General features: G+C 45.1%; 16 protein-coding genes. 8 read left to right on the top strand and 8 right to left on the bottom strand.

The window, feature by feature from the left end; all coding sequences use genetic code 11:
- The first annotated feature begins 40 nt into the window (after positions 1-40).
- Complete coding sequence (locus H6A28_RS12825; protein ID WP_204480728.1) at positions 41-859, top strand: helix-turn-helix transcriptional regulator; 819 nt, start codon at positions 41-43, stop codon at positions 857-859.
- A 69-nt stretch (positions 860-928) separates the two neighbouring features.
- Positions 929-1,552 carry a CatA-like O-acetyltransferase, family 2 gene (locus H6A28_RS12830; RefSeq protein WP_204480703.1) on the top strand — a complete coding sequence of 208 codons (624 nt, stop codon included), beginning with the start codon at positions 929-931 and terminating at the stop codon, positions 1,550-1,552.
- A gap of 161 nt (positions 1,553-1,713) precedes the next feature.
- Here the strand turns inward: H6A28_RS12830 and H6A28_RS12835 are convergent, their stop codons facing one another.
- From H6A28_RS12835 to H6A28_RS15210, 3 genes are read right to left on the bottom strand one after another with little or no spacing between them, the layout of a single operon-like run.
- Positions 1,714-2,202, bottom strand: a complete 489-nt coding sequence (locus H6A28_RS12835) for a GNAT family N-acetyltransferase (protein ID WP_204480705.1) — start codon at positions 2,200-2,202, stop codon at positions 1,714-1,716.
- 4 nt (positions 2,203-2,206) lie between these two features.
- On the bottom strand, positions 2,207-2,746 hold the full coding sequence (locus tag H6A28_RS12840) for a GNAT family N-acetyltransferase (protein ID WP_239465361.1): 540 nt from the start codon (positions 2,744-2,746) through the stop codon (positions 2,207-2,209).
- 2 nt (positions 2,747-2,748) lie between these two features.
- Positions 2,749-3,822, bottom strand: a complete 1,074-nt coding sequence (locus H6A28_RS15210) for a helix-hairpin-helix domain-containing protein (RefSeq protein ID WP_239465362.1) — start codon at positions 3,820-3,822, stop codon at positions 2,749-2,751.
- A gap of 413 nt (positions 3,823-4,235) precedes the next feature.
- Between H6A28_RS15210 and H6A28_RS12850 the strand changes: the two genes are divergently transcribed.
- Positions 4,236-5,549: a tetratricopeptide repeat protein gene (locus H6A28_RS12850; protein WP_204480706.1), complete on the top strand. Its 1,314-nt coding sequence runs from the start codon at positions 4,236-4,238 to the stop codon at positions 5,547-5,549.
- A gap of 142 nt (positions 5,550-5,691) precedes the next feature.
- Complete coding sequence (locus tag H6A28_RS12855) at positions 5,692-6,411, top strand: hypothetical protein (protein WP_204480708.1); 720 nt, start codon at positions 5,692-5,694, stop codon at positions 6,409-6,411.
- A gap of 288 nt (positions 6,412-6,699) precedes the next feature.
- Here the strand turns inward: H6A28_RS12855 and H6A28_RS12860 are convergent, their stop codons facing one another.
- From H6A28_RS12860 to gltB, 5 genes are read right to left on the bottom strand one after another with little or no spacing between them, the layout of a single operon-like run.
- Entirely contained in the window at positions 6,700-7,935 is a 1,236-nt protein-coding gene (locus H6A28_RS12860; RefSeq protein WP_204474191.1) for an LL-diaminopimelate aminotransferase, read from the bottom strand.
- A 13-nt stretch (positions 7,936-7,948) separates the two neighbouring features.
- Positions 7,949-8,755 carry a diaminopimelate epimerase gene (gene dapF / locus H6A28_RS12865; protein WP_204474193.1) on the bottom strand — a complete coding sequence of 269 codons (807 nt, stop codon included), beginning with the start codon at positions 8,753-8,755 and terminating at the stop codon, positions 7,949-7,951.
- A 10-nt stretch (positions 8,756-8,765) separates the two neighbouring features.
- Positions 8,766-10,436 carry an asparagine synthase B gene (asnB, locus tag H6A28_RS12870; protein WP_204474196.1) on the bottom strand — a complete coding sequence of 557 codons (1,671 nt, stop codon included), beginning with the start codon at positions 10,434-10,436 and terminating at the stop codon, positions 8,766-8,768.
- A 33-nt stretch (positions 10,437-10,469) separates the two neighbouring features.
- The gene (locus H6A28_RS12875) at positions 10,470-11,813 is read right to left on the bottom strand and encodes a glutamate synthase subunit beta (protein WP_204474198.1); all 1,344 of its coding nucleotides are present in this window, start codon (positions 11,811-11,813) and stop codon (positions 10,470-10,472) included.
- Positions 11,814-11,843: 30 nt separating this feature from the next.
- Positions 11,844-16,349, bottom strand: a complete 4,506-nt coding sequence (gene gltB / locus H6A28_RS12880) for a glutamate synthase large subunit (RefSeq protein ID WP_204480710.1) — start codon at positions 16,347-16,349, stop codon at positions 11,844-11,846.
- Between the two features lie 337 nt (positions 16,350-16,686).
- Between gltB and H6A28_RS12885 the strand changes: the two genes are divergently transcribed.
- From H6A28_RS12885 to yfcE, 4 genes are all read left to right on the top strand, one after another.
- Complete coding sequence (locus H6A28_RS12885; RefSeq protein WP_204480712.1) at positions 16,687-18,570, top strand: amidophosphoribosyltransferase; 1,884 nt, start codon at positions 16,687-16,689, stop codon at positions 18,568-18,570.
- A 213-nt stretch (positions 18,571-18,783) separates the two neighbouring features.
- Complete coding sequence (locus H6A28_RS12890) at positions 18,784-19,962, top strand: ATP-binding protein (protein WP_204474203.1); 1,179 nt, start codon at positions 18,784-18,786, stop codon at positions 19,960-19,962.
- 42 nt (positions 19,963-20,004) lie between these two features.
- Entirely contained in the window at positions 20,005-23,562 is a 3,558-nt protein-coding gene (nifJ, locus tag H6A28_RS12895) for a pyruvate:ferredoxin (flavodoxin) oxidoreductase (RefSeq protein ID WP_204474205.1), read from the top strand.
- Positions 23,563-23,679: 117 nt separating this feature from the next.
- Complete coding sequence (gene yfcE, locus H6A28_RS12900; protein ID WP_204474207.1) at positions 23,680-24,219, top strand: phosphodiesterase; 540 nt, start codon at positions 23,680-23,682, stop codon at positions 24,217-24,219.
- Positions 24,220-24,241 lie beyond the last annotated feature (22 nt).

Below are 24,241 nucleotides of genomic sequence, written 5' to 3' on the forward strand. Positions count from 1 at the left end.
TTATCAAACTGAATACCGAAAAACAAATATTTATAAAACAATGACAGATGGATTCAATTTTTATCAGCCATGCAAACTGTTACAGGACTATGTCAGATATTACTGGATATTTAAAAGTAATCAGGTGATTGAGACTTATACTTTTCCAACCGGTTGCCCTCAAATTATATTCCACAAGAGGTCTACTTTATATATTCCTGAATTAAATACGAGACAAGACAAACTGACAATTAGCGGACAGGTAAATTTCTCATCACATATCAGCGCAGCGAATAGTGTGGAAATGATTGTAGTTGTATTTCACCCTTACGCCATGAATATCTTTCTCAATATCCCCATGTCTCTGTTATACAATAGAGAAGTTTCCGGTTATGGATTAGAGAATAAGAAATTAAATTATCTCGCTACTAAAGTTTTAGATTGTGAAAACAATAATCTATGTATAAAACTTATCGAGCAATGGTTGATTTCACAATTAAGAGCCAATTCTACTTCAAAACCTAAAATAGACATTGCCCGAATGGCAACAGTCATCCGTCAAATGTATTTTACCCCCAACAAGCAGATTTCAGAACTGGCATCCATAGCTTGTCTGAGCACGAAACAATTTGAGCGCATATTCCTTTCCACAATAGGGATGAACCCGAAAGAATATGCGCGAATAGTACGTTTTCAGAAATCTCTTCAACTTATGCAAAATCAGACTGAAAACATCAGTCAAGCCCAGATAGCCTATCAATGTGGTTATTCAGACCAGTCGCATTTCATTCGGGAATTTAGAAAACTCAGCGGATATACTCCCTTGTCACTAAAAGAAATAGGCGAGCCATATTCCGATTTATTTACCACCCCCGTATAATGTCTATTTTGTTCTATCCGTAGCCAGAGGCTCTCTCTATTTTTGCATTATAGCTTAAAAGAGACAAAAATGAAGAAGGAAATAAATCCCGCAACGACAACACGTGCATACGCATACGAAATGTGGATGCAGGCCCCCATGCCGATGGTCACATTCTTCAAAACAATTGATGTGACTAATCTTGTAAAAATTAGTAAAAAGAAAGAAGTGAAACTGAATATGATGATATGCTGGTGTATAGGAAAAGCTGCTTCCGGTATCAAAGAATTCTATATGCTTCCTGTTAGCAACAAACTAATTCAATATGATACAATTGCTGTAAATACAATTGTAGCAAACAAAAATGGGGAAGTAAGTTCCTGCGATATTCCGTTCTCAGAAGACATAAATCAGTTTAATCATGACTACCTCCGATTAACTAGACAAGTAGCTGAAACCTGTCAGAACTACGATCTAACGGAAAGTATGGTTATTGGTACCTCAGCACTCGTAAATTATGAAATAGACGGTGCAGTTGGCATGTATAGCGGTATCTTCAATAATCCATTCTTAATATGGGGAAAATTCAGAAAACATTTATTTAAAAAATACCTGACCGTATCATTTCAGTTTCATCATACACAAATGGACGGAGCTCATGCTGCACAATTTTTGAAGCAACTCCAACTTGAAATAAACAATATCCAACAATAATTGAGAAAATACCTCAACTAATTGTATCATCTGATGAATTATTTTCCATATTTCTCACCTAAAATCATACAATTTCTGCCTGAGAGACATAAAAATCTCAGGCATACTTTTCATCTGCACCAGTGAATTTTCCAATCCATATAAAAGAGGAAAAATTAGAATCAGAAAAGATGCTTGCGCATCACAAACTCCTCCCCTGTCTCTTTTATAATCTCAAATCCAAGCTTTAGATACATACGGACAGCGTAATTAGCCTTTTGAACGGAAAGAGAGACATGATGATAACCTTTATTTTCAAGCAGATTCAGCATCTCCTTCATCAACCGGCTGCCCATTCCTCTGTTCCGATATGCTTTATATAAGGAAATGGAAAGCGAAGGGGTATTCTCATCCACATGACCATAATCCTTCATGATACGTGTCCACACTGCCCCAACCACCTTGCCATCCTGCTCAACTACCAAGCAACAATCATCTTTTTTCTTGCCAAAATCCTCCACATACAGCCTCAACTCGGGCAAATCCACCACATCCCTCGACGGAGGTTCAACTCCTTCGGGAATAAAAATCGCTTCATAAAGAAAATCCCTCAGCAAATGGATTTCCTCTGGATACAAAGGACGAATCATATAGTCTGCTACACTTTCCATGGAATCAATTATTCGTTTTTTCCCAGTCCTTTTTCGTCAACAAAGTAAAATGTTCCATCCGTACATCACCTAATGGAGAAAGTTTGCACTCTTCTGTATGATGAAACTTGAATCCACATTTATCCATTACTCGACGGGATTTGGTGTTCCCATTATAATAACCACACCACACTCGTCGTATCTCCAACTCCTCAAAGCAACGACTCAGTAGGCGATTGACAGCCTCAGGAATCAAACCGTGCCCCCAATAAGGAACTCCAATCCAATAACCAATTTCTGCATCCCCCTCCTGCATCTCGGCACTATGTATGCCATCTCCAAACATAATGCCCACACTGCCAACAGGTTCATTAGTTTCCTTCAACACTACCGCATAAGTTTCCGGAGCCGAAAGAATATCCCGTATCACTTCCCTACTATTTTCTACAGACGTATGTGGTGGCCAACCGGCAATCGGTCCTACAGCCGGATCCTTGGCATATTTATAGAGCGAAGGTGCATCTTCCTCACGCCACGGCCTGAGAATCAATCTTTCTGTTTCCATAATTATGTATGTTTTTTATACGTTGCAAGATTATCCATCATCTTTTTCAAATTGGCTTCATTCTCCTCATCCGAAATGGAAGGGTCTTTCATAAAACGGCTACAAGGTAAATCCGGGCATCCTCCACAATTTTCCCGCTTCTTTTCCTTGCAGCATTTCCAGATGGGACATACGGTATCGCCCGTGTATTGAAGCCAGTGCACCTTGCCTTTTATCTTTCTGCATCCTTTGCATACCTTTGGGAATGACGAGCAATCCACACACCTTGCTCCACACGGAGAGGGATAAAAATAATCATCTTCCCAGTACCACCATCTGCATTTCTCTCTATCAGGATTTTCCGTATGAACAAAATATTCTAAAGCCCGATACAGATAAAGCTGGCAACGGTCTATCATACACCCACGCAAACGACATTCTTCCTCATACAAATCCTCTGCTTTCTTTCCTTTCAGCGATTCGACAGAGGTATATCCCATTGCTATCAGGTCTTGTTCGGTCTGTGAACCTACGTTGGGAATTTGTCGCAGAGAAGAATTTCCCCGACTTGACTCTGTTTCCTTCATCAATGATTCCACTACTTTCATTGCATTTCTCCTGGCAGCCGCAATACTTGGCGCCATTTCATATTCCAGCATATCCAGACAAACTTTCAATTCATTAGCCAACTCCGGAACCAACCGACACATCTTGGCTGCCAGATTAATCATCATCGAACGACTACTGTCTGCTTCCCTTTTATCGGCAATATGAGCGAGACAAAAATCAAACAAGTCCGTTCTGAAATTACTATCGGTCACCAAGTCCAGCAAAATTGAAAGTACAAGTCCCCGTCGCATCTTCAATTCAGGTGCCATGCCCAAAGTTGCAATCTCATCATAAAAAGGAAAGAGATAGATCCTTTTGTCTGCTGTCGGTAAATGATAGAGTATCCATGCCGCATTGGAAGCCACCCGGGCATCTTCCGCAGAAAGCATAAGACGACAAAACGTACGGATACCAGCCTCATCATGGTGCAACTCACGGGAGAGAGCCATTACTTGCCGCTTAGACAGCCTGTCATGCAAATGTTCCATTACTTGTTCGCTTTTTCTATACTATAGCGACAAATCTAAAAAATAAGCTCCAGAATAACAAACGGAAAGCAGTCTTCTCCCCGCAAAACAGACGTAAAAACAACCCATTTCAGACTCACTCCACCCTCTCTAAAAAACGCAAGTGCGTTTCGGTTCAAACGCAAGTACGTTTTCAATAAAACGCAAGTGCGTTTCAATCCAAACGCCAAAGCGTTTTCTGTCAAACGCACTTGCGTTTTTTCCAAACCCTCAGAATTCCTGAAAAATCTTTTTTTATTCAAAAAATATACGGTTTAAAAGGATTTTACTATCTTCGCCCACAAACTAACTAACCTAGCTAACCCATGTCTTCCTTCCAACATCACATAACCTTGTTGAAGTACTCCGGAGGAGTGCTGTCTCTACTTTTATGCATGCTTTTCTCATGCACTCCATCGTCTCATAAAGTGCCTTCCTCACAGACTGAAGAAACGAACCCTCAAACCGACAGCCTGCTGCAGTTCAAGATTTATCTGGAACAAGCCCGCATCAGCCGTTTCAAAGCAGATACCCTGGAAGAAAAACGCGCTTTAGAAGAAGCTGAAAAAATGGCCCGGTTCTTGAACGATTCAGCCTCATATGCCGACTTATGGCAGGAAAAAGCATTGTATTTTCTACCGCAGAATCCTGAAAAAGCCAAGGAGTATTTCCAAAAGGCACTGACCTACATGGCCTCCGGAACCTTGACAGCCACCGTACACAACGAACTTTACCTTTCACGCATCTACCTGGAACAAGGACAAGCGGACAGTGCATTCCATTATATTGACAATGCCATCCACAATAACCTTTCCCACAAAGAGACGCCCATCCTGCACCTTCAAAAAGGATACATTTTTGCCTCCCTTTTGCAAGCTGATTCAGCCGTACATTATATCCTGCCTATTCTGCCCAATGTGTCCCTGAAGCAACGTACAGAGGCTTATCGTCGTCTGTTTGAAATGTACAGGAAAAAGAAAGACGTGAAACAGGAAAGCCACTATATGCGTAAATACATCCGCTCACACGACTCGCTGAGCACGGAGCGGAAGGAAATGGTCATCGGAAAAATACAGGATATGCAGGAATATAAACTGCAACGCGAACGGGCCAACAAGGCAGAAATGGAAACAGCTCACCACAAGCTGATCTTCTACCGGATTGTGGTGGCACTGGGACTGGTAATTCTGATTCTGCTACTATTACTCCACCGTATCCGCACGCACAAACAGAAACTGACCGCAGAACTCAAGGAAAGCCAGTGGATGCGGATGGAAGAAAGTTTGAAACGGAAAGAGGCAGAAGTAGCCCTGGCTCACGAACAGGAACGACTGAAACAACAGGAAATTGACCGGCTACACAAAAGTGTGGAATATTACCAGCAACTGAATGCCATTACCCTTCCCTCACTGCTGCGAAAAAGAAATTCCCAAGGAGCCCTTCACCTGACGGAAGAGGAATGGGATATCATCCAGCAGAATACAGACACGTGCTTTGACCGCTTCACCACACGCCTGAAAGAGCGCTATCCCCAACTCACGGAAGAAGAGCTACGCTTCTGCTGTCTCATAAAAATGAATCTGCCGCTGGCCATGCTGTCCGAAATCTACCACATAGCCAAGGGTAGTATCTCCCGCCGGAAAATGAGACTGAAAGAGAAAATGCACATTGAAAATATCAGTTTTGATGAGTTCATCGAGGCCTTTTAAGTACGATGTACATCAGAAAAACTATCAAACACTTAGTATTCAATGATTTATATATAGTCTGTGTACATCATTATTTGCTGACAGTTACGGGCAGACGCTCTATCTTTGCCACCGTAAATCTAACCCAAACATGTGCAAATTTATGAATGTAAAACAACTCTTTTGTTGGATGATGTATGGCTTATTGGTTTTCTTCACTGCGGGATGCAGTGGAGAAAACTCCGAAGATTTGCCAGACAACGTATCAGTCTATCAGAAATATCTGGTCGCTTTTTCCGACTCACAACCTACACTGGCCTATGCCCATTTTTCACGGGAAAAAGATACTCCCCTGAAAGATATCAGGCTGACAGGAGGCTCATCCGTCAAGGCAAACGGCAAGGAAATGGAATTCAACTCTTTGGACAGAAACGCCATTTTCGGTTATTCTTATTTCGTTTCACTCGGAAAAGACGAAACAGTGTCGTTTGTGTTCCAGCGTACCCAACAAAAAGAAACGCGCATGTGGGTCAACTATGCCTATAAAGAATGGATTAATCCCATACATATACCTTCCACACGCACCACGGTGACCAATCAGGAAATGATAAGATGGACGGGAGAAAAAATAGCGGCCAATGAAGAACTGGAGGCCACATTGGATAACCCCAACCGTCAGGAAGAATATACCGTATATTATGGAACCCTGAACAAAAGTCGTGACGGAGTTTCTTTCGATAAGGTGCCCAAAGGAAAATATATGCTGACGTTGAAACGAAGCGTAAAACTGGAAACCAAAGACAACGATACTCCAGCCAAAGGAGAAATCGTATTGGTCTTCTATGACAAGAAAGAAGTGACCGTTGAAGAACAAACTGAATAAAGAAAAAGGCAGCAGAATGAAAATCCTGCTACCCTTATAACCCTGGCTATATCCCTAATTCCACAGGTGTATGGACTCCTATGAAGAAAATCACAACTTCCCCCTCTGGAGTCTTTATCCTTTGATAATCTCTCTCTGGGATACACCTTCTCTAACCTTGACCCTTACTCTCTGGCGTCCGGGAAATTGTTTTCGATGGAAAACGAGCCCCATCCCGGGAAAAAACGCCCATTTTTTCATTCACTCTCTCGTTTGGGATAGGCTGGCGGTTTTAGGAACTGGGTCGGATTAACGTCCGGCCCAGTTTTTTATTCTACTCATGGCTTCCTGACAGTCTTCTCGGTTACCGAAAGCGGTCAGACGTAAAAAGCCTTCTCCGCTGGGTCCGAAACCTACTCCAGGAGTACCCACTACATTCACTTCGTGAAGCAACATATCGAAGAAGCTCCATGAATCCAGACCTTCCGGTGCTTTCACCCAGATGTAAGGTGCATTGACACCTCCATAGAGGGTAAATCCGGCACCCTGCAGACCCTCGCGCATCAGACGGGCATTCTCCATATAGTATTCAATGGTTTCCTTGATTTCTGCCTGACCTTCGGGGGTATAGATAGCCTCTGCACCACGTTGGGTAATGTAACTGGTACCGTTGAACTTCGTACACTGACGGCGGTTCCACAAATGGTTCAAAGCTACCTCTTCGCCTGAAGTCGTCATGGCCTTCACCTCTTCCGGTACCACGGTATAACCGCAACGTACACCGGTAAATCCGGCAGTCTTAGAGAAACTGCGGAATTCTACGGCACAAGAACGTGCTCCTTCAATCTCATAAATGGAATGAGGCACATCGGCTTCGTGGATGTAAGCTTCATATGCTGCATCATATAAAATCAGTGCCTTGTGCTCCAATGCGTATTCTACCCACTTCTGCAATTCGGCCTTCGTCAGTGTAGTTCCAGTCGGATTGTTCGGATAGCACAGGTAAATCATGTCTACCGGTTCTGTGGGAAGAGACGGCACAAAATGGTTTTCTGCCGTACAGGGTAAATAAGTCAAGTGGCTCCACTGGCCGTTTGCTTTCAGGTCACCAGCGCGTCCGGCCATGACATTGCTGTCGATATATACCGGATATACCGGGTCGGTCACGGCTACCTTGTTGCCTGTACCAAGAATGTCGCCGAAGTTACCCGTATCGCTTTTCGCTCCATCGCTCACAAAGACTTCCGTAGGACGCAGTTCGATACCTCTCGGCTGATAATCATGAGCCAGAATAGCCTGAATCAAGAAATCATATCCTTGTTCGGGACCGTATCCATGGAAAGTGTCTGCACTGGCCATTTCGTCTACTGCATGGTGCATGGCCTTGATGGCAGCAGGAGGAAGTGGACGAGTCACGTCGCCAATCCCCAGACGAATCAGTGCAGCCTCCGGATGGGCTGTTTTAAACGCATTTACTTTTTGGGCTACGCTCGAAAACAAATAATTTCCGGGCAATTTAATGAAGTTTTCGTTAACTTGTATCATGTGATGTTCTGTCTTACTCTTTTAATTCTATTGTTCCGTCAAATACTTTGACCGCAGGACCAGTCATATACAAATGGGCTCCCTCTCCTTTCCAGTCGACGGTCAGCTTGCCTCCGTCCATACAGATGGTAGCATGATCGCCGCATCTGCCCGTGAAAGCTGCTGCAACCGCAGTCGCACAAGCACCTGTGCCGCAGGCCTGCGTAATGCCGGAGCCTCTCTCCCACACCCGCATGCGGATGGTTTCATTATCCAATACCTGGGCAAACTCCACATTCACCCGGTCAGGAAACAGCGGATGATGCTCAAGCACCGGTCCTACTGTGGCCAAATCCACCTCTTCCATCTTCTCCACGAAGATGACCAGATGAGGATTTCCCATGGACACAGCAATTCCCTTCTGATAAGGATAAGACTCACCCAAATCCACCGGATGAATATCGGCCGGAATACCCATATCGACCCGTACGCTCTCCACTTTCCCCTCATTTACCTGCAGATGCAGTTCCTTGATACCGGAAAGCGTATCCAAAAGAATGTCGGTCTTTGTAGTCAGTCCGTATTCGTATAAATATTTTCCGATGCAGCGGCTGGCGTTTCCACACATCTTGGCTTCCGAACCGTCGGCATTGAATATGCGCATGCTGAAGTCAGCCTTGTCTGAAGCACCGATCAGCACCAGTCCGTCACTGCCTATCCCCGTATGAGGACGGCTCCACTCAATTGATTTTTCTTCAGGGTTCGTCAACGGGTATTTCATCGTATTCACATAGATGTAATCATTACCCAAACCATGCATCTTTGTAAATTCAATCTTCATAAAAATTTGTTTAGTTTTTATATCCTTCTTCGTGTACATCGGCCACCGCACGTCCGCTCGGCTCATTGACATTTGCGAAAGCTTTGTCCCATGCCAGTGCTTCAGCTGTAGAACAAGCGACACTCGGCACACTCGGTACACTCTTAGCCGCGCTGTCGCTCGGGAAGTGTTCCTCGAAAATAGAACGATAATAATATTCTTCCTTGTTGCGTGGAGGATTGATGGGGAAACGTTCAGCTGCATGAGCCATCTGTTCGTCGGATACCTCTTTGGAAGTAAATTCCTTCAGCGTATCAATCCAGCTGTATCCCACTCCGTCACTGAACTGTTCTTTCTGACGCCATGCCACGCTCTCAGGCAGCATGTCGGAAAAGGCCTCGCGCACAATCTTCTTCTCGATGGTCTTTCCCGGACACATCTTGGCTTTCGGGTTCAAACGCATCGCGATATCCAGGAACTCTTTATCCAAGAAAGGCACACGTCCTTCCACTCCCCAGGCAGCCAATGCCTTATTGGCCCGCAAACAGTCGTACAGATAAAGTTTTGACAACTTACGTACCGTTTCTTCATGGAAAGCACGTGCATCGGGAGCCTTGTGGAAGTAAAGATAACCGCCGAAAATTTCATCAGCACCTTCACCACTAAGCACCATCTTGATACCCATGCTCTTGATGACACGAGCCAGCAAATACATCGGAGTAGACGCACGGACGGTGGTCACATCGTAAGTTTCAATGTAATAAATCACATCACGAAGTGCATCCAGACCTTCCTGAATGGTATAATGAATCTCGTGGTGCACCGTACCGATAAAATCTGCCACCTCACGTGCCTTGGCCAAGTCGGGTGCTCCTTCCAGACCAATGGCAAAGGAATGAAGCTGGGGCCACCAAGCAGCCATCTGTCCGTCAGTTTCTACACGGCGGGCTGCATAACGCTTAGCAATGGCAGAAATAACAGAGCTGTCCAGACCACCTGAAAGCAATACGCCATAAGGCACATCACTCATCAGCTGTCCACGAACCGCCTTTTCCAGTCCTTCGCGCAGGGCGCTCACTGAAGCCGGTGCGTCGGCCACTGCCTCATAGCTGGTCCAGTCGCGCTTGTACCAACGTACCATCTTGCCTTCCTTGCTGGAATAATAATGTCCCGGCAGGAAAGGTTCATAGCGTTCGCAAAATCCCTCCAGCGCTTTCAGTTCGCTGGCACAATATACTTTTCCATCGCTGTCATAACCGATGTAAAGAGGAATTACTCCAATCGGGTCGCGGGCAATCAGGAATTCATCCTTCTCTGAATCGTAAAGAACAAAAGCAAAAATACCATTCAGTTCTTCCAAGAAGTTGATACCATGATTCCGGTAAAGCGCCAAAATCACTTCACAATCGCTACCGGTCTGAAACTCATACTTACCTGCATATTGTTTACGAATGTCGCGATGATTGTAAATCTCGCCATTGACAGCCAGTACGACCTTCTTGTCGGGTGAATACAATGGTTGTCCCCCACTCTCAGGGTCAACAATTGACAAACGTTCATGAGCCAAAATAGCTGACCCTCCGCAATAAATTCCACTCCAGTCTGGTCCGCGGTGACGAATCTTACGAGCCATCGCCAAGGCTTTTCCACGTAATTCTGGAGTTTGTTGTTTAATATTTAAAATAGCTGCAATGCCACACATAATCGTTCTATTTATATTTTGTATGAAAATCTATTATTTCCGGCTCAGATAGGCATCAATGTCGGCAGCTGCTTTACGTCCGCCTGCAATGCATTTTACTACCAGGCTGGCTCCCGTAGCAGCATCACCTGCCACAAACACATTCTCCGGGAACTCCGGCTGTACCGGACGAAGGAAGCCCATGGCCAACAATACCAACTCAGCTTTCAACACTTCTTTCTTACCAGTCGGCTTCATGACCGGACGTTCGCCTTCTGCACCTGGAATCCATTCAACCTCTTCTACTTCCACTCCACAAACTTTTCCATCCTTTTCCAGGAAACGATTGGAAGTCAAGCTCCAGCGGCGTACACAACCTTCTTCATGGCTGCTGCTGGTCTTCAGCACAATGGGCCACTGTGGCCAAGGAGTTTTTGGATTATAACCTACCGGTGGTTTCGGCATGATTTCAATCTGTGTCACGCTGAGTGCTCCCTGACGGTTGCTGGTACCGATACAGTCGCTACCGGTATCTCCACCGCCAATAACCAGCACGTTCTTTCCTTTGGCACTGATGCGTTCATCTTTCGGAATCTGCTGACCGGCCAGTACACGGTTCTGCTGTGCCAGCATCTCCATGGCAAAATGGATACCTTTCAGTTCACGGCCCGGGATGTTCAAATCACGTGCCTGCGGCGTACCCGTACAAACACAATATGCATCGAAACCTTCGGGCAGATGAGTGACATCAATATCGGTATTCACTTGGAAAGTAATTCCTTCTGCTTCCATTACCGCAATACGACGGTCTATGACCGACTTGCTGAGTTTGAAGTTCGGAATACCGAAACGCAACAGTCCGCCTACATATTCCAGCTTTTCAAAGACTGTGACCGTATATCCTTTCTGATTCAACTGGTTGGCTGCAGCCAGTCCGGCAGGACCGGAACCGATGACGGCTACCGATTTCCCATTCCGTTTATACTGACGAGGCTGTACGTAGCCTTCACGGAAGGCAGCTTCAATCACTGCCGCCTCATCCTCACGGATAGTGACCGGCGCATCCATACTCAGTTTCAATACACAACTTTTTTCGCACAATGCCGGACAAATACGTCCGGTGAACTCCGGAAAGTCATTGGTTTCGGAGAGTATTTCATAAGCTTCTTTCCATTTTCCCTTATAAATGGCATCCTGGAACTCAGGAGGACGATTGCTAATCGGGCATGCCCAATGGCAAAAAGGTACCCCGCAGTCCATACAACGTGATGCCTGAAGCTTGCGCTCACTTGTGTTCAACGTCTGTTCCACTTCACTGAAGTCTCTGATACGGTCGTGTATCGGACGATATCCGGCTTCTTGTCTGGGAACGGTCAGAAATGCTTTTGGATTTCCCATATATTTAGTTTTTTACTATTCAACAATTAATTAATAATCACGCTGTACTTCTGCAATTTTCTGCTGCAATTTCCGCATCTGTTCTTCAGCCAGAACTTTCTTGTACTCAATCGGAGTTACCTGTATGAATTCTTCCACATAGTGTCCCCAGTTATCGAGCATCGTACGAGCCAGCTGAGAACCTGTGTACAAGTAGTGCTGACGAACCAGCTCATGCAGTTCCTTGCGGGCAGTAGCATCTTCCAGCAAAGAAAGTTCTACCATCTCCATGTTGCAGAAATAATCGAAGTTGCGGTCTTTATCCCATACGTAAGCCACACCGCCACTCATACCTGCGGCAAAGTTACGTCCGGTCTTACCCAAGACTACCACACGTCCACCGGTCATGTATTCACAGCAGTGGTCGCCCACTCCTTCTACTACGGCAATAGCTCCGGAATTACGTACAGCAAAACGTTCGCCCACGCATCCGTTGATGTATACCTCACCGCTGGTGGCACCATACAACAGGGTATTACCTGCAATCACATTGTTTTCTGCCAGGAAGTTACTTCTTACAGGAGGCTGTACGGAAATGTGTCCGCCGCTCAGGCCCTTGCCCAAATAGTCATTGGCTTCACCTTCCAGCTTGAAGCTGACGCCGTGTGGCAGGAAGGCACCGAAACTTTGTCCGGCCGAACCTTTGAACTTCACCTGAATGGTCTGTGCCGGCAAACCTGCCTGACCATATTTTGTAGCTACTGCTCCCGACAACATCGCACCTACCGAACGGTCTGTATTGGATATGGCATATTCCAATGATACTTCCTTACGGTTTTCCAATGCTTCACGTGCGGCAGCCAGCATGCTGACATCCTTCACATTTTCAATCTCATGACGCTGTTCGGTCACATTATGCAAAGCAGCTCCGTTGTCAACCTTATGCAACAGTTTGCTGAAATCAAGCAACGAAGCTTTTTCGTTGGTAGTCGGGCGTATTTCAATCAAGTCTGTACGACCTACGATATCTTCCAGACGAGAGAATCCCATTTCTGCCAGATACTCACGAACCTCCTGAGCCAGGAAGCGGAAGAAATTGACTACATAACGATAGTGACCACGGAAATGTGCCCGCAGTTGCGGATCCTGTGTAGCGACTCCCACCGGACAAGTATTGGCATGACACTTACGCATCATCACACAACCCAATACAATCAGTACGGAAGTTCCGAATCCAAACTCTTCTGCACCCAGCAAAGCCATGCTGATGATGTCACGTCCGGTCTTCAACTGACCATCGGTCTGCAAACGTACCTGACCGCGAAGGCCATTCAGTACCAACGTCTGCTGTGTCTCGCTCAATCCGATTTCCGGAGAGATACCTGCATAACGCATGGAAGAGGCAGGAGAAGCTCCTGTACCACCTTCTGCTCCAGAAATGACAATCAAATCGGCCTTGGCTTTTGCCACACCGGCCGCAATGGTACCGATACCACTTTCAGCCACCAGCTTCACACTGATTTTAGCCTTCGGATTAACATTCTTCAAATCGAAGATCAGCTGTGCCAAGTCTTCAATTGAATAGATATCGTGATGAGGTGGAGGTGAAATCAAGGAGATACCCGGAATTGAATGACGGGTCTTGGCAATCACTTCGTTGACCTTGAAGCCCGGCAGCTGTCCACCTTCACCCGGCTTGGCACCCTGAGCCACCTTAATCTGAATTTCTTGGGCATTTACCAAGTATTCAGTCGTGACACCGAAACGTCCGGAAGCCACCTGTTTGGTCTTGCTGCACAAAGAGATGCCGTCGTAAGTTTCATGGAAACGATCGGAATCCTCACCTCCTTCACCCGTATTACTACGTGTGTTGAGCTTGTTCATGGCCAAAGCCATGGCTTCGTGTGCTTCCTTGCTGATAGAACCGAATGACATGGCTCCTGCCACAAAATGTTTCACGATTTCTTCCACCGGCTCTACATCGTCCAATGGAATCGGGTTACGACGGAAAGTGAAGAAGTCGCGCAAGAAAATCGGACTTTCCTTCTCGTCTACCCGACGAGTATATTCTTTAAATTTGGCATAGCTACCTAAGCGAGTAGCCAGTTGCAAGGCACTGATAGTTTCCGGATTCCAAGCATGTTTTTCTCCATCCTTACGATAAGAGAACTGGCCGATATAAGGCAGCAAATCGCTCACCTCTTCTTCTTCAAAGCCAGCATCATGGAATGCCTTGTAATCTTTGGCAATGCTTTCCAGTCCCACACCACCAATAGAAGAAGAAGGAGTACCGAAATAAGTAGAAAGGATTTCACTACCCAAACCCACAGCCTCAAAAATCTTGGCTCCACGGTAAGAACGTATCGTACTGATACCCATCTTACTCATTACTTTATAAAGTCCCTTGCAAACAGCCTTAATATAATTCTTTTCTGCAGTCTCATAGTTCAACTGTACGTCGCCCTTCTTCACCATGTCGTCCAAGATGGCAAATACCATATACGGATTGATGGCGCTGGCTCCATATCCCAACAGCAGAGCAGCATGCATCACTTCACGAATTTCACCGCTTTCTACAATCAACGCAGTCTGTACGCGCTTCTGTACAGAAATCAGGTGATGGTGTACGGCACTAACTGCCAGCAAAGAAGGAATAGCCGCATGTGTCTTGTCAATTTCCCGATCAGAAAGAATCACGTAATTTACGCCTTCGTCTACAGCTGCTTCCGCCTTCTTGCACAATTCGTTCAACGCTTCACGCAAGCCTTCAGCTCCCTTGGCGGCATCAAACAACATCGGAAGTTTTACAGTCTTGAAACCTTTGTAGCGGATATTACACAAGATATCCAACTGTGTATTGTTCAAGATAGGATGCGGCAGACGCACCATCTTACAATGTGATTCGCTCGGCAACAGAATGTTCGTACCCACCGCACCGATATATTCCGTCAATGACATTACCAACTCTTCACGAATCGGGTCGATAGGCGGATTGGTTACCTGTGCAAACTGCTGGCGGAAATAGTTGAACAACACCTGAGGCTTATCTGACAAGACTGCCAACGGAGTATCATTACCCATGGAAGCAGTCGGTTCTGCTCCGTTGATACACATCGGAGTCAATGTACGTTCGATATCTTCACGCGTAAAACCGAAAGCCCGCAAACGACGCTCGTAGTCTGGCACGGAATTGGAAATCTTACGGCCACTACGCAGCGTATCCAGCTCGATACGGTTAGTAGAAAGCCACTGACGATAAGGTTTGGCTGCTGCCAACTGGTCTTTCAACTCGCCATCGTAATAGATACGTCCTTCCTGAGTATCGACCAACAAAATCTTACCCGGCTGAAGGCGACCTTTCTCCTTGATAGCCTCCGGTTCAAAATTGATGACACCAGCCTCACTGGCTACCACCATCATGTCATTTTTCGTAATCAGGTAACGTGCCGGACGCAATCCGTTACGATCCAGCATACCTCCGGCATAACGTCCGTCGCTGAACAGCAAAGCAGCCGGACCATCCCAAGGTTCCATCAAAATAGAATGGTATTCATAGAAAGCCTTCAAATCTTCACTAATCGGATTCTTGTCATTGAAAGATTCCGGTACCAGCATTGCCATGGCATGGGGCAAGCTCAAACCAGACATGACGAAAAATTCCAACACATTGTCGAGTGAAGCACTATCACTCATTCCCGGCTGGATAATCGGACCAATCTTTTTCACATCGCCCAGCAAAGGAGTGGAGAGCACACTTTCACGTGCTTCCATCCATCCGCGGTTTCCACGAATGGTATTGATTTCTCCGTTGTGTGCCAGCAAACGGAACGGCTGCGCCAAACTCCAAGTAGGAAATGTATTCGTACTAAAACGAGAATGCACAATGGCCAGTCCACTGGTAAAGTATGGTTGAGTGAGGTCCTGGAAATATTCACGCACCTGCACGGAAGACAACATACCTTTATATATAATGCTCTTGCTGGACAAAGAAACAATATAAAAATCTTTATGATGTACACGACGTTCAATCTTCTTGCGTACGATATATAAGGTACGTTCGAAGTTCTCCAAATCGGTGGCTCCGGTGATAAACACTTGTTTGATGTCCGGTTCTGTTTCCTGCGCACTCTTTCCCAAAATGGATGAGTTCACCGGTACAGAACGCAAATGCATCAATGACAGGCCTTCACGTTCCACCTCTTCTATCATGATACTTAAAATAGACTCTTGTTCTTTCAAATCTTTTGGAAGGAACACCAAACCCGTACCATATTTACCTTTTTCAGGAACTGGAATTCCTTGCAGCAGAATGAACTCGTGCGGAATCTGCAACAGAATACCCGCACCATCGCCCGTCTTGTTATCTGCTCCTTCCGCGCCACGGTGTTTCATATTTTCCAACACCTTCAGGGCAGCATCCACCAAATCATGCGATTTATTACCGTGAATGTCTACAATCATTCCTACACCACAAGCATCATGCTCGTACTCCGGATGATAAAGGCCGGAAGAAGCCGGACGACTTTCCGCAACTTCTGCTTTTTCTTCTTTCTTCATAAAATCTCCTGCTATCCTCATTTTGTCTTTCTTATTTAGCACCTAATTCACTATTTTTCATTCTATTTGTCCACAAAAATAAGAATATTACTTCCGATATGACACTTTCAGACAAATTTTCATAGCAATATTTTCCTTACTATATAGAGCACCTTTCAATTTATAGAAATAAACCTATAAAAAACATCAATATAAAACCGAATTTAATTGTTTTTATTACAATTATAAAATCAGGTGAGAATAAATCTATTTTTTCATCTACATGCATTTAGGGTTTTAAGAATTGTCTGTTATTTTGTAAAAGGAAAATTTTTCAATAATAGGAACCCAATAATAAATGGAAACATTAAAACATGAATGTGGCGTAGCCCTTATACGGCTTTTGAAGCCACTGGAATATTATCAGGAAAAATATGGCACGTGGATGTATGGCTTGAACAAGCTGTACTTATTGATGGAGAAACAACATAACAGAGGACAAGAAGCAGCGGGATTAGCCTGCGTAAAACTACAAGCCAACCCGGGCGAAGAATACATGTTCCGTGAACGAGGATTAGGGGCCGGAGCTATTACTGAAATTTTCAACAATGTACATCAGCAATACAAGGATCTGACAGAAGAGCAACTGCACGATGCGGAATTTGCCAAAAAATGTCTGCCTTTTGCAGGTGAACTTTACATGGGGCACCTCCGCTACTCTACCACAGGCAAAAGCGGAATCTCTTACGTACACCCCTTCTTACGCCGCAACAACTGGCGGGCCAAAAACTTGGCATTATGCGGGAACTTCAATCTGACCAATGTTGATGAAATCTTTGCTGAAATTACTGAAGCCGGACAACATCCGCGGAAATATGCCGACACCTATATTATGTTGGAACAGGTGGGTCACCGTCTGGACAGGGAGGTAGAACGCCTCTACAACCAATGCAAGGAAGAAGGACTGAAAGGCATGGACATCACTCATGTCATCGAAGACCGGATTGACCTGACCAACGTGCTGAAAACATCTTCCCCCAAATGGGACGGTGGATATGTAATCTGTGGAATGACGGGAAGCGGTGAAGCCTTCGCTGTACGCGACCCATGGGGCATCCGTCCGGCATTCTGGTATCAGGACGATGAAATCATGGTATTGGCATCAGAACGCCCGGTTATCCAAACCGTGTTGAATATTTCAGCAGAAAGCATTCATGAACTGATGCCGGGACAAGCCCTCCTGGTAAACAAAAAAGGACAACTCCGCCTAGCACAAATCAACAAACCGGCTGTGGTGAGACCCTGCTCATTCGAAAGAATTTATTTCAGCCGCGGAAGTGATATAGATATCTACCGCGAACGAAAGAAATTAGGAGAAATGCTGACAGAGCCCATTCTTTCGGCTGTAGGACACGACATCGCACATACCGTCGTTTCTTTCATCCCCAATACGGCAGAAGTAGCCTTCTACGGTATGTTGCAAGGACTCGACAATTACCTGAACAAACAAAAAATCAAAGAAATAGAGGCTCTTGGACACAAGCCAGACCATCAGGAACTGGAAAAAATCCTGTCACAGCGTATCCGCAGTGAAAAAGTAGCCATCAAAGATATCAAACTGAGAACCTTCATCGCAGAAGGCAACACAAGAAATGATTTGGCCGCACATGTGTACGACATTACTTATGGCAGCTTAGTTCCCAAGGAAGACAACTTGGTCATCATTGATGACAGTATCGTACGCGGTACAACCTTGAAACAAAGTATCATCAGCATTCTTGACCGTCTGGAACCAAAGAAAATTGTCATTGTTTCTTCGTCACCTCAGGTTCGCTATCCGGACTACTATGGTATCGACATGGCCAGCATGGAACAATTCATCGCCTTCAAGGCAGCCATCGCCTTGCTGGAAGAGCGCGACATGCAACACGTCATTGAGTATGCCTACAGAAAATCAAAAGAACAGTTGGCTTTGCCGAAGGAAAAGATGCGCAACTACGTAAAAGAAATTTATGCACCTTTCACCGACGAAGAAATCGCCGAAAAGATTGCCGACCTGCTGACTCCTGCAGGGACACGGGCAAAAGTTCAAATTGTATACCAGACCTTGGATGGCTTGCACGAAGCTTGTCCGGATCACCCGGGAGACTGGTACTTCAGCGGAGACTATCCTACTCCAGGAGGAACCAAGCAAGTAAACAAAGCCTTCATCAACTGGGTAGAAGAGAACTACCAGTTTTGACAAACAGACAATATAGTCCTATCAAATACTCCTTAAAAGCATCTTTGTTTTTCAATCCGGAAAGCAAGGATGCTTTTAAGTTTATCCCCTTTTTCTCTACCAATGGCAGACAAAAAAAGACTCAAAAAATCTTTTTAAAGAGATGAATTTTTGACAACTCCAGTTTGCAATATTATGAAGTATTCGTATCTTTGCAGCGTAGAAAAAGAATTCATGGAAGCATTTTACAGAACACATAGCTATTTGGTAGAACATACCAATGCCCCTGTACGTCGTGACCTGATGGACGAGATTGACTGGAACGACCGATTGATTGGCATTAAAGGTACAAGAGGAGTAGGAAAAACCACCTTTCTTTTACAATATGCAAAAGAAAAATTCGGGACAGACCGTTCATGCCTGTTTGTCAACATGAATAATTTCTACTTTTCAGAATACAGTCTGGTGGATTTTGCAGGAGAATTCGTCAAACGAGGCGGAAAAGTACTGCTCATCGACCAAGTGTTCAAACTTCCTAACTGGAGCCATGACCTCCGCACATGTTACGAAAAGTATCCGCAACTTAAAATCGTATTTACCGGTTCATCCGTCATGCGACTGAAAGACGAAAACCCGGAACTGAACGGCATCGTCAAATCGTATAACTTGCGAGGATTCTCTTTCCGTGAATTTCTGAATCTACAAACAGGAAATCATTTTTCGTCTTATACCCTCAATGAAATCCTGCAAAACCATGAGCACATCGTAAAAACGATTCTGCCTCACATCAACCCGCTGAATTATTTTCAAGACTACATTCATCATGGTTTCTACCCCTTCTTCCTGGAAAAAAGAAACTTTTCGGAAAACCTGCTGAAAACCATGAATATGATGATTGAAGTAGACATTCTTCTCATCAAACAAATTGAACTGAAATATCTGTCTAAAATCAAAAAATTACTATATTTGCTCGCCGTAGACGGACCGGTTGCACCGAATGTCAGCCAGCTGGCCAGTGAGATACAAACCTCACGTGCTACGGTCATGAACTACATTAAATACCTGGCAGATTCGCGACTGATCAACATGGTTTATCCCAAGGGCGAAAGCTTCCCGAAAAAGCCCGCCAAAATCATGATGCACAACACGAATCTGATGTATAGTATCTATCCGGTAAAGGTGGAAGAGCAAGATGTTCTCGAAACTTTTTTTGTCAATACATTATGGAAAGACCATAAGGTAAATAAAGGAGAAAAGGGCACCTCTTTCATTGTAGACGATACCCTTCATTTCCGGATATGTGGAGAAGGCAGTAAATACAGAAGCAATCCGAATATTTACTATGCCATGCACAAAATGGAAATAGGACACGGCGACCAAATACCTTTATGGCTGTTTGGCTTTTTATACTGATAACAACATAACTGTATTACTCAATATTTAATTAGTAATTATATGACTAAACAAAAAAAATTCATCACTTGTGATGGTAACGAAGCTGCTGCTCACATTTCGTACATGTTTACGGAAGTAGCTGCTATCTACCCTATCACTCCGTCATCTACCATGGCTGAGCATGTAGATGAATGGGCTGCCGCAGGTCGTAAAAACATCTTCGGCGAAACTGTATTGGTTCAGGAAATGCAATCTGAAGGTGGTGCTGCCGGTGCAGTACACGGTTCTCTTCAGGCTGGTGCATTGACAACTACTTATACCGCTTCTCAGGGTCTTCTGTTGATGATCCCTAATATGTACAAAATCGCAGGTGAATTCTTGCCTTGCGTATTCCATGTTTCAGCACGTACACTGGCTTCTCACGCACTGTGTATCTTCGGTGACCATCAGGATGTGATGTCTTGCCGTCAGACTGGTTTCGCTATGTTGTGCGAAGGCTCTGTACAGGAAGTCATGGATTTGGCTGGAGTAGCTCACTTGTCTACAATTAAATCTCGTGTTCCGTTCGTAAACTTCTTCGACGGTTTCCGTACTTCTCACGAAATCCAGAAGATTGAAAAACTGGACAACGAAGACTTGGCTCCGCTTATCGATCAGAAAGCTTTGGCTGAATTCCGTAACCGTGCTTTGTCTCCAAACAAACCGGTAGCTCGCGGTATGGCTGAAAACCCGGATCACTTCTTCCAGCACAGAGAAGCTGGCAACCCGTTCTATGATGCAGTTCCTGCTATCGTAGAAGAATATATGAACGAAATCAACAAGATCACAGGACGTAACTACGGTCTGTTCGACTACTATGGTGCAGAAGATGCAGAAAACATCATCATCGCCATGGGTTCTGTAACAGAAGCTACTCGTGAAGCTATCGACTACCTGACAGCTCAGGGCAAGAAAGTAGGTTTGGTAGCAGTTCACTTGTTCCGTCCGTTCTCTGCTAAGCACTTCCTGGCTAAGATTCCTAAGACTGTAAAACGTATTGCAGTTCTTGACCGTACTAAAGAACCGGGTGCAAACGGCGAACCGTTGTATCTGGATGTAAAAGACGTATTCTACGGACAGGAAAACGCTCCGTTGATCGTAGGTGGACGTTACGGTCTGGGTTCAAAGGATACTACTCCGGCTCAGATTCTGTCAGTATACGAAAACCTGGAACTCCCGATGCCGAAAGATCACTTCACTATCGGTATTGTGGATGACGTTACTTTCACTTCTCTGCCTCAGAAAGAAGAAATCGCTCTCGGTGCAGAAGGTGTATTCGAAGCTAAGTTCTATGGTTTGGGTGCTGATGGTACAGTAGGTGCTAACAAGAACTCTGTAAAAATCATCGGTGACAACACAGATAAATACTGCCAGGCTTACTTCTCTTACGACTCTAAGAAATCTGGTGGTTTCACTTGCTCTCACCTGCGTTTCGGTAATCACCCGATTCACTCTACTTACCTGGTAACTACTCCGAACTTCGTAGCTTGCCACGTTCAGGCTTACCTGCACATGTACGATGTAACTCGTGGTCTGCGCAAGAACGGTACTTTCCTGTTGAACACTATCTGGGAAGGTGAAGAACTGGCTAAGAACCTGCCGAACAAGGTGAAGAAATATTTCGCAGAAAACAACATCACTGTTTACTATATCAACGCTACTCAGATTGCTCAGGAAATTGGTTTGGGCAACCGTACCAACACCATCCTGCAGTCTGCATTCTTCCGTATCACAGGCGTTATTCCTGTAGACTTGGCAGTTGAACAGATGAAGAAGTTCATCGTGAAGTCTTACGGTAAGAAGGGTGAAGACGTTGTCAATAAGAACTACGCTGCCGTTGACCGTGGTGGTGAATACAAACAGTTGACTGTAGACCCGGCTTGGGCTAATTTGGAAGTAGAACCTGCTGCTGCTAACAACGATCCTGCATTCATCAACGAAGTAGTTCGTCCGATCAACGCTCAGGATGGTGACTTGCTGCCGGTATCTGCATTCAAGGGTATCGAAGACGGTACTTGGCATCAGGGAACAGCTAAATACGAAAAACGTGGTGTAGCTGCATTCGTTCCGGAATGGAATCCTGAAAACTGTATCCAGTGTAACAAGTGTGCGTATGTTTGTCCTCACGCTGCTATCCGTCCGTTCGTACTCAACGCAGAAGAACAGAAGGGTGCAAACTTCCCGATGCTGAAGGCTGTCGGCAAACAGTTCGACGGTATGACCTTCCGCGTACAGGTAGACGTTCTCGACTGTCTGGGTTGTGGTAACTGTGCTGATGTATGTCCGGGTAACCCGAAGAAGGGTGGCAAGGCTCTGACAATGAAACACCTGGAAAGTCAGTTGCCTGAAGCTGCTAACTGGACTTACTGCTCAGAAAATGTGAAGTCTAAACAGCACTTGGTTGACATCAAGGCTAACGTGAAGAACTCTCAGTTCGCTACTCCGTTGTTTGAGTTCTCTGGAGCTTGCTCTGGTTGTGGTGAAACTCCGTACGTAAAACTGATTTCTCAGTTGTTCGGTGACCGTGAAATGGTAGCCAACGCTACTGGATGTTCTTCTATCTACTCTGGTTCTGTTCCTTCAACTCCGTACACTACCAACGAAAAAGGTCAGGGTCCTGCTTGGGCTAACTCATTGTTCGAAGACTTCTGCGAATTCGGTTTGGGTATGGAATTGGCTAACAAGAAGCTGCGTAACCGCATCGAAGACGCTATGAAGGCTGCTATCGCTGCTGAAGGTACTCCGGCTGAATACAAGGAAGCATTCCAGGAATGGATTGACGGACGCAACGATGCAGAAAAGAGCAAAGCTGCTGCTGAAAAGATCATCCCGATGGTAGAAGCTGCAAAAGACAAATGTGGCTACTGCGCTACTATCGCTGAATTCAAAGACTACCTGATCAAACGTTCACAGTGGATCATTGGTGGTGATGGTGCTTCTTACGATATCGGTTACGGAGGTTTGGATCACGTCATCGCTTCTGGCGAAGATGTAAACATCCTCGTACTGGATACAGAAGTTTACTCTAACACTGGTGGTCAGTCTTCTAAGGCTACTCCGCTGGGTGCTATTGCTAAATTTGCGGCTTCTGGTAAGCGTGTACGTAAGAAAGACCTGGGTCTGATTGCAACTACTTACGGTTACGTATACGTAGCTCAGATTGCAATGGGTGCTGACCAGGCTCAGACTTTGAAAGCTATCCGCGAAGCTGAAGCATATCCTGGACCGTCATTGGTTATCGCATACGCTCCATGTATCAACCACGGTTTGAAAGCTGGTATGGGTAAATCTCAGGCTGAAGAGGCTAAGGCTGTAGAATGTGGTTACTGGCACTTGTGGCGTTTCAACCCGGCATTGGAAGACGAAGGTAAGAATCCGTTCTCACTCGACTCTAAAGAACCGGCTTGGGATAAGTTCCAGGATTACCTGAAAGGTGAAGTTCGTTTTGCATCTGTAATGAAACAGTATCCGACCGAAGCTGCTGACTTGTTCAACGCTTGCGAAAAGATGGCTAAGAAACGTTACGATTCATACAAACGTATGGCTGCAATGGACTGGAGCGACGAAAAAGCTGAATAATCTTATTTAGCCCTCATCATAGAAACGGCTGCCTGCATAAGGTGGCCGTTTTTTTATGACAAATGCCCGCTTTTCACTAAGTTTGCAACAATTCTAATATAAAATGACCTTTTTAATATGAAGTATTTAATTGTCTCAGATATCCATGGATGCCTGCCTGCTTTGGAACAGGTACTGCAATTCTACCACCAACATCACTACGATATGCTGCTCATCTTGGGAGATATATTGAACTATGGGCCCCGCAACGGACTCCCAGAAGGGCTGAATCCCAAAGGCATTGCTGAAAGACTCAACGAAATGGCTGTACAAATCGTAGCCATACGTGGCAACTGCGATTCTGAAGTCGACCAGATGCTGTTGAACTTTCCTATCTTGTCAGACTATACACTTATAGTAGACGAAGGAAAGAAACTGTTCCTTACCCATGGCCATGTCTATCATGAAGAAAAACGACCCTGCAATGGATATGACGCTTTTTTCTACGGACATACCCATCTGTGGAAATTGGAAAAAACAGAGAAAGGCATCATTTGCAACACCGGCTCCATCACTTTCCCCAAAGGTGGAAACCCTCCTACCTTTGCCAGCTATGAACAAGGAAAAATTACCCTCTACCAGCTGAACGGAGGAAAATTAAAAGAACTCTCCCTCTGAAAAGACATGAAAAAGACTGCCC

Origin of the sequence: Bacteroides mediterraneensis (genome assembly GCF_016900355.1) — a bacterium.
Lineage (GTDB): Bacteria > Bacteroidota > Bacteroidia > Bacteroidales > Bacteroidaceae > Phocaeicola.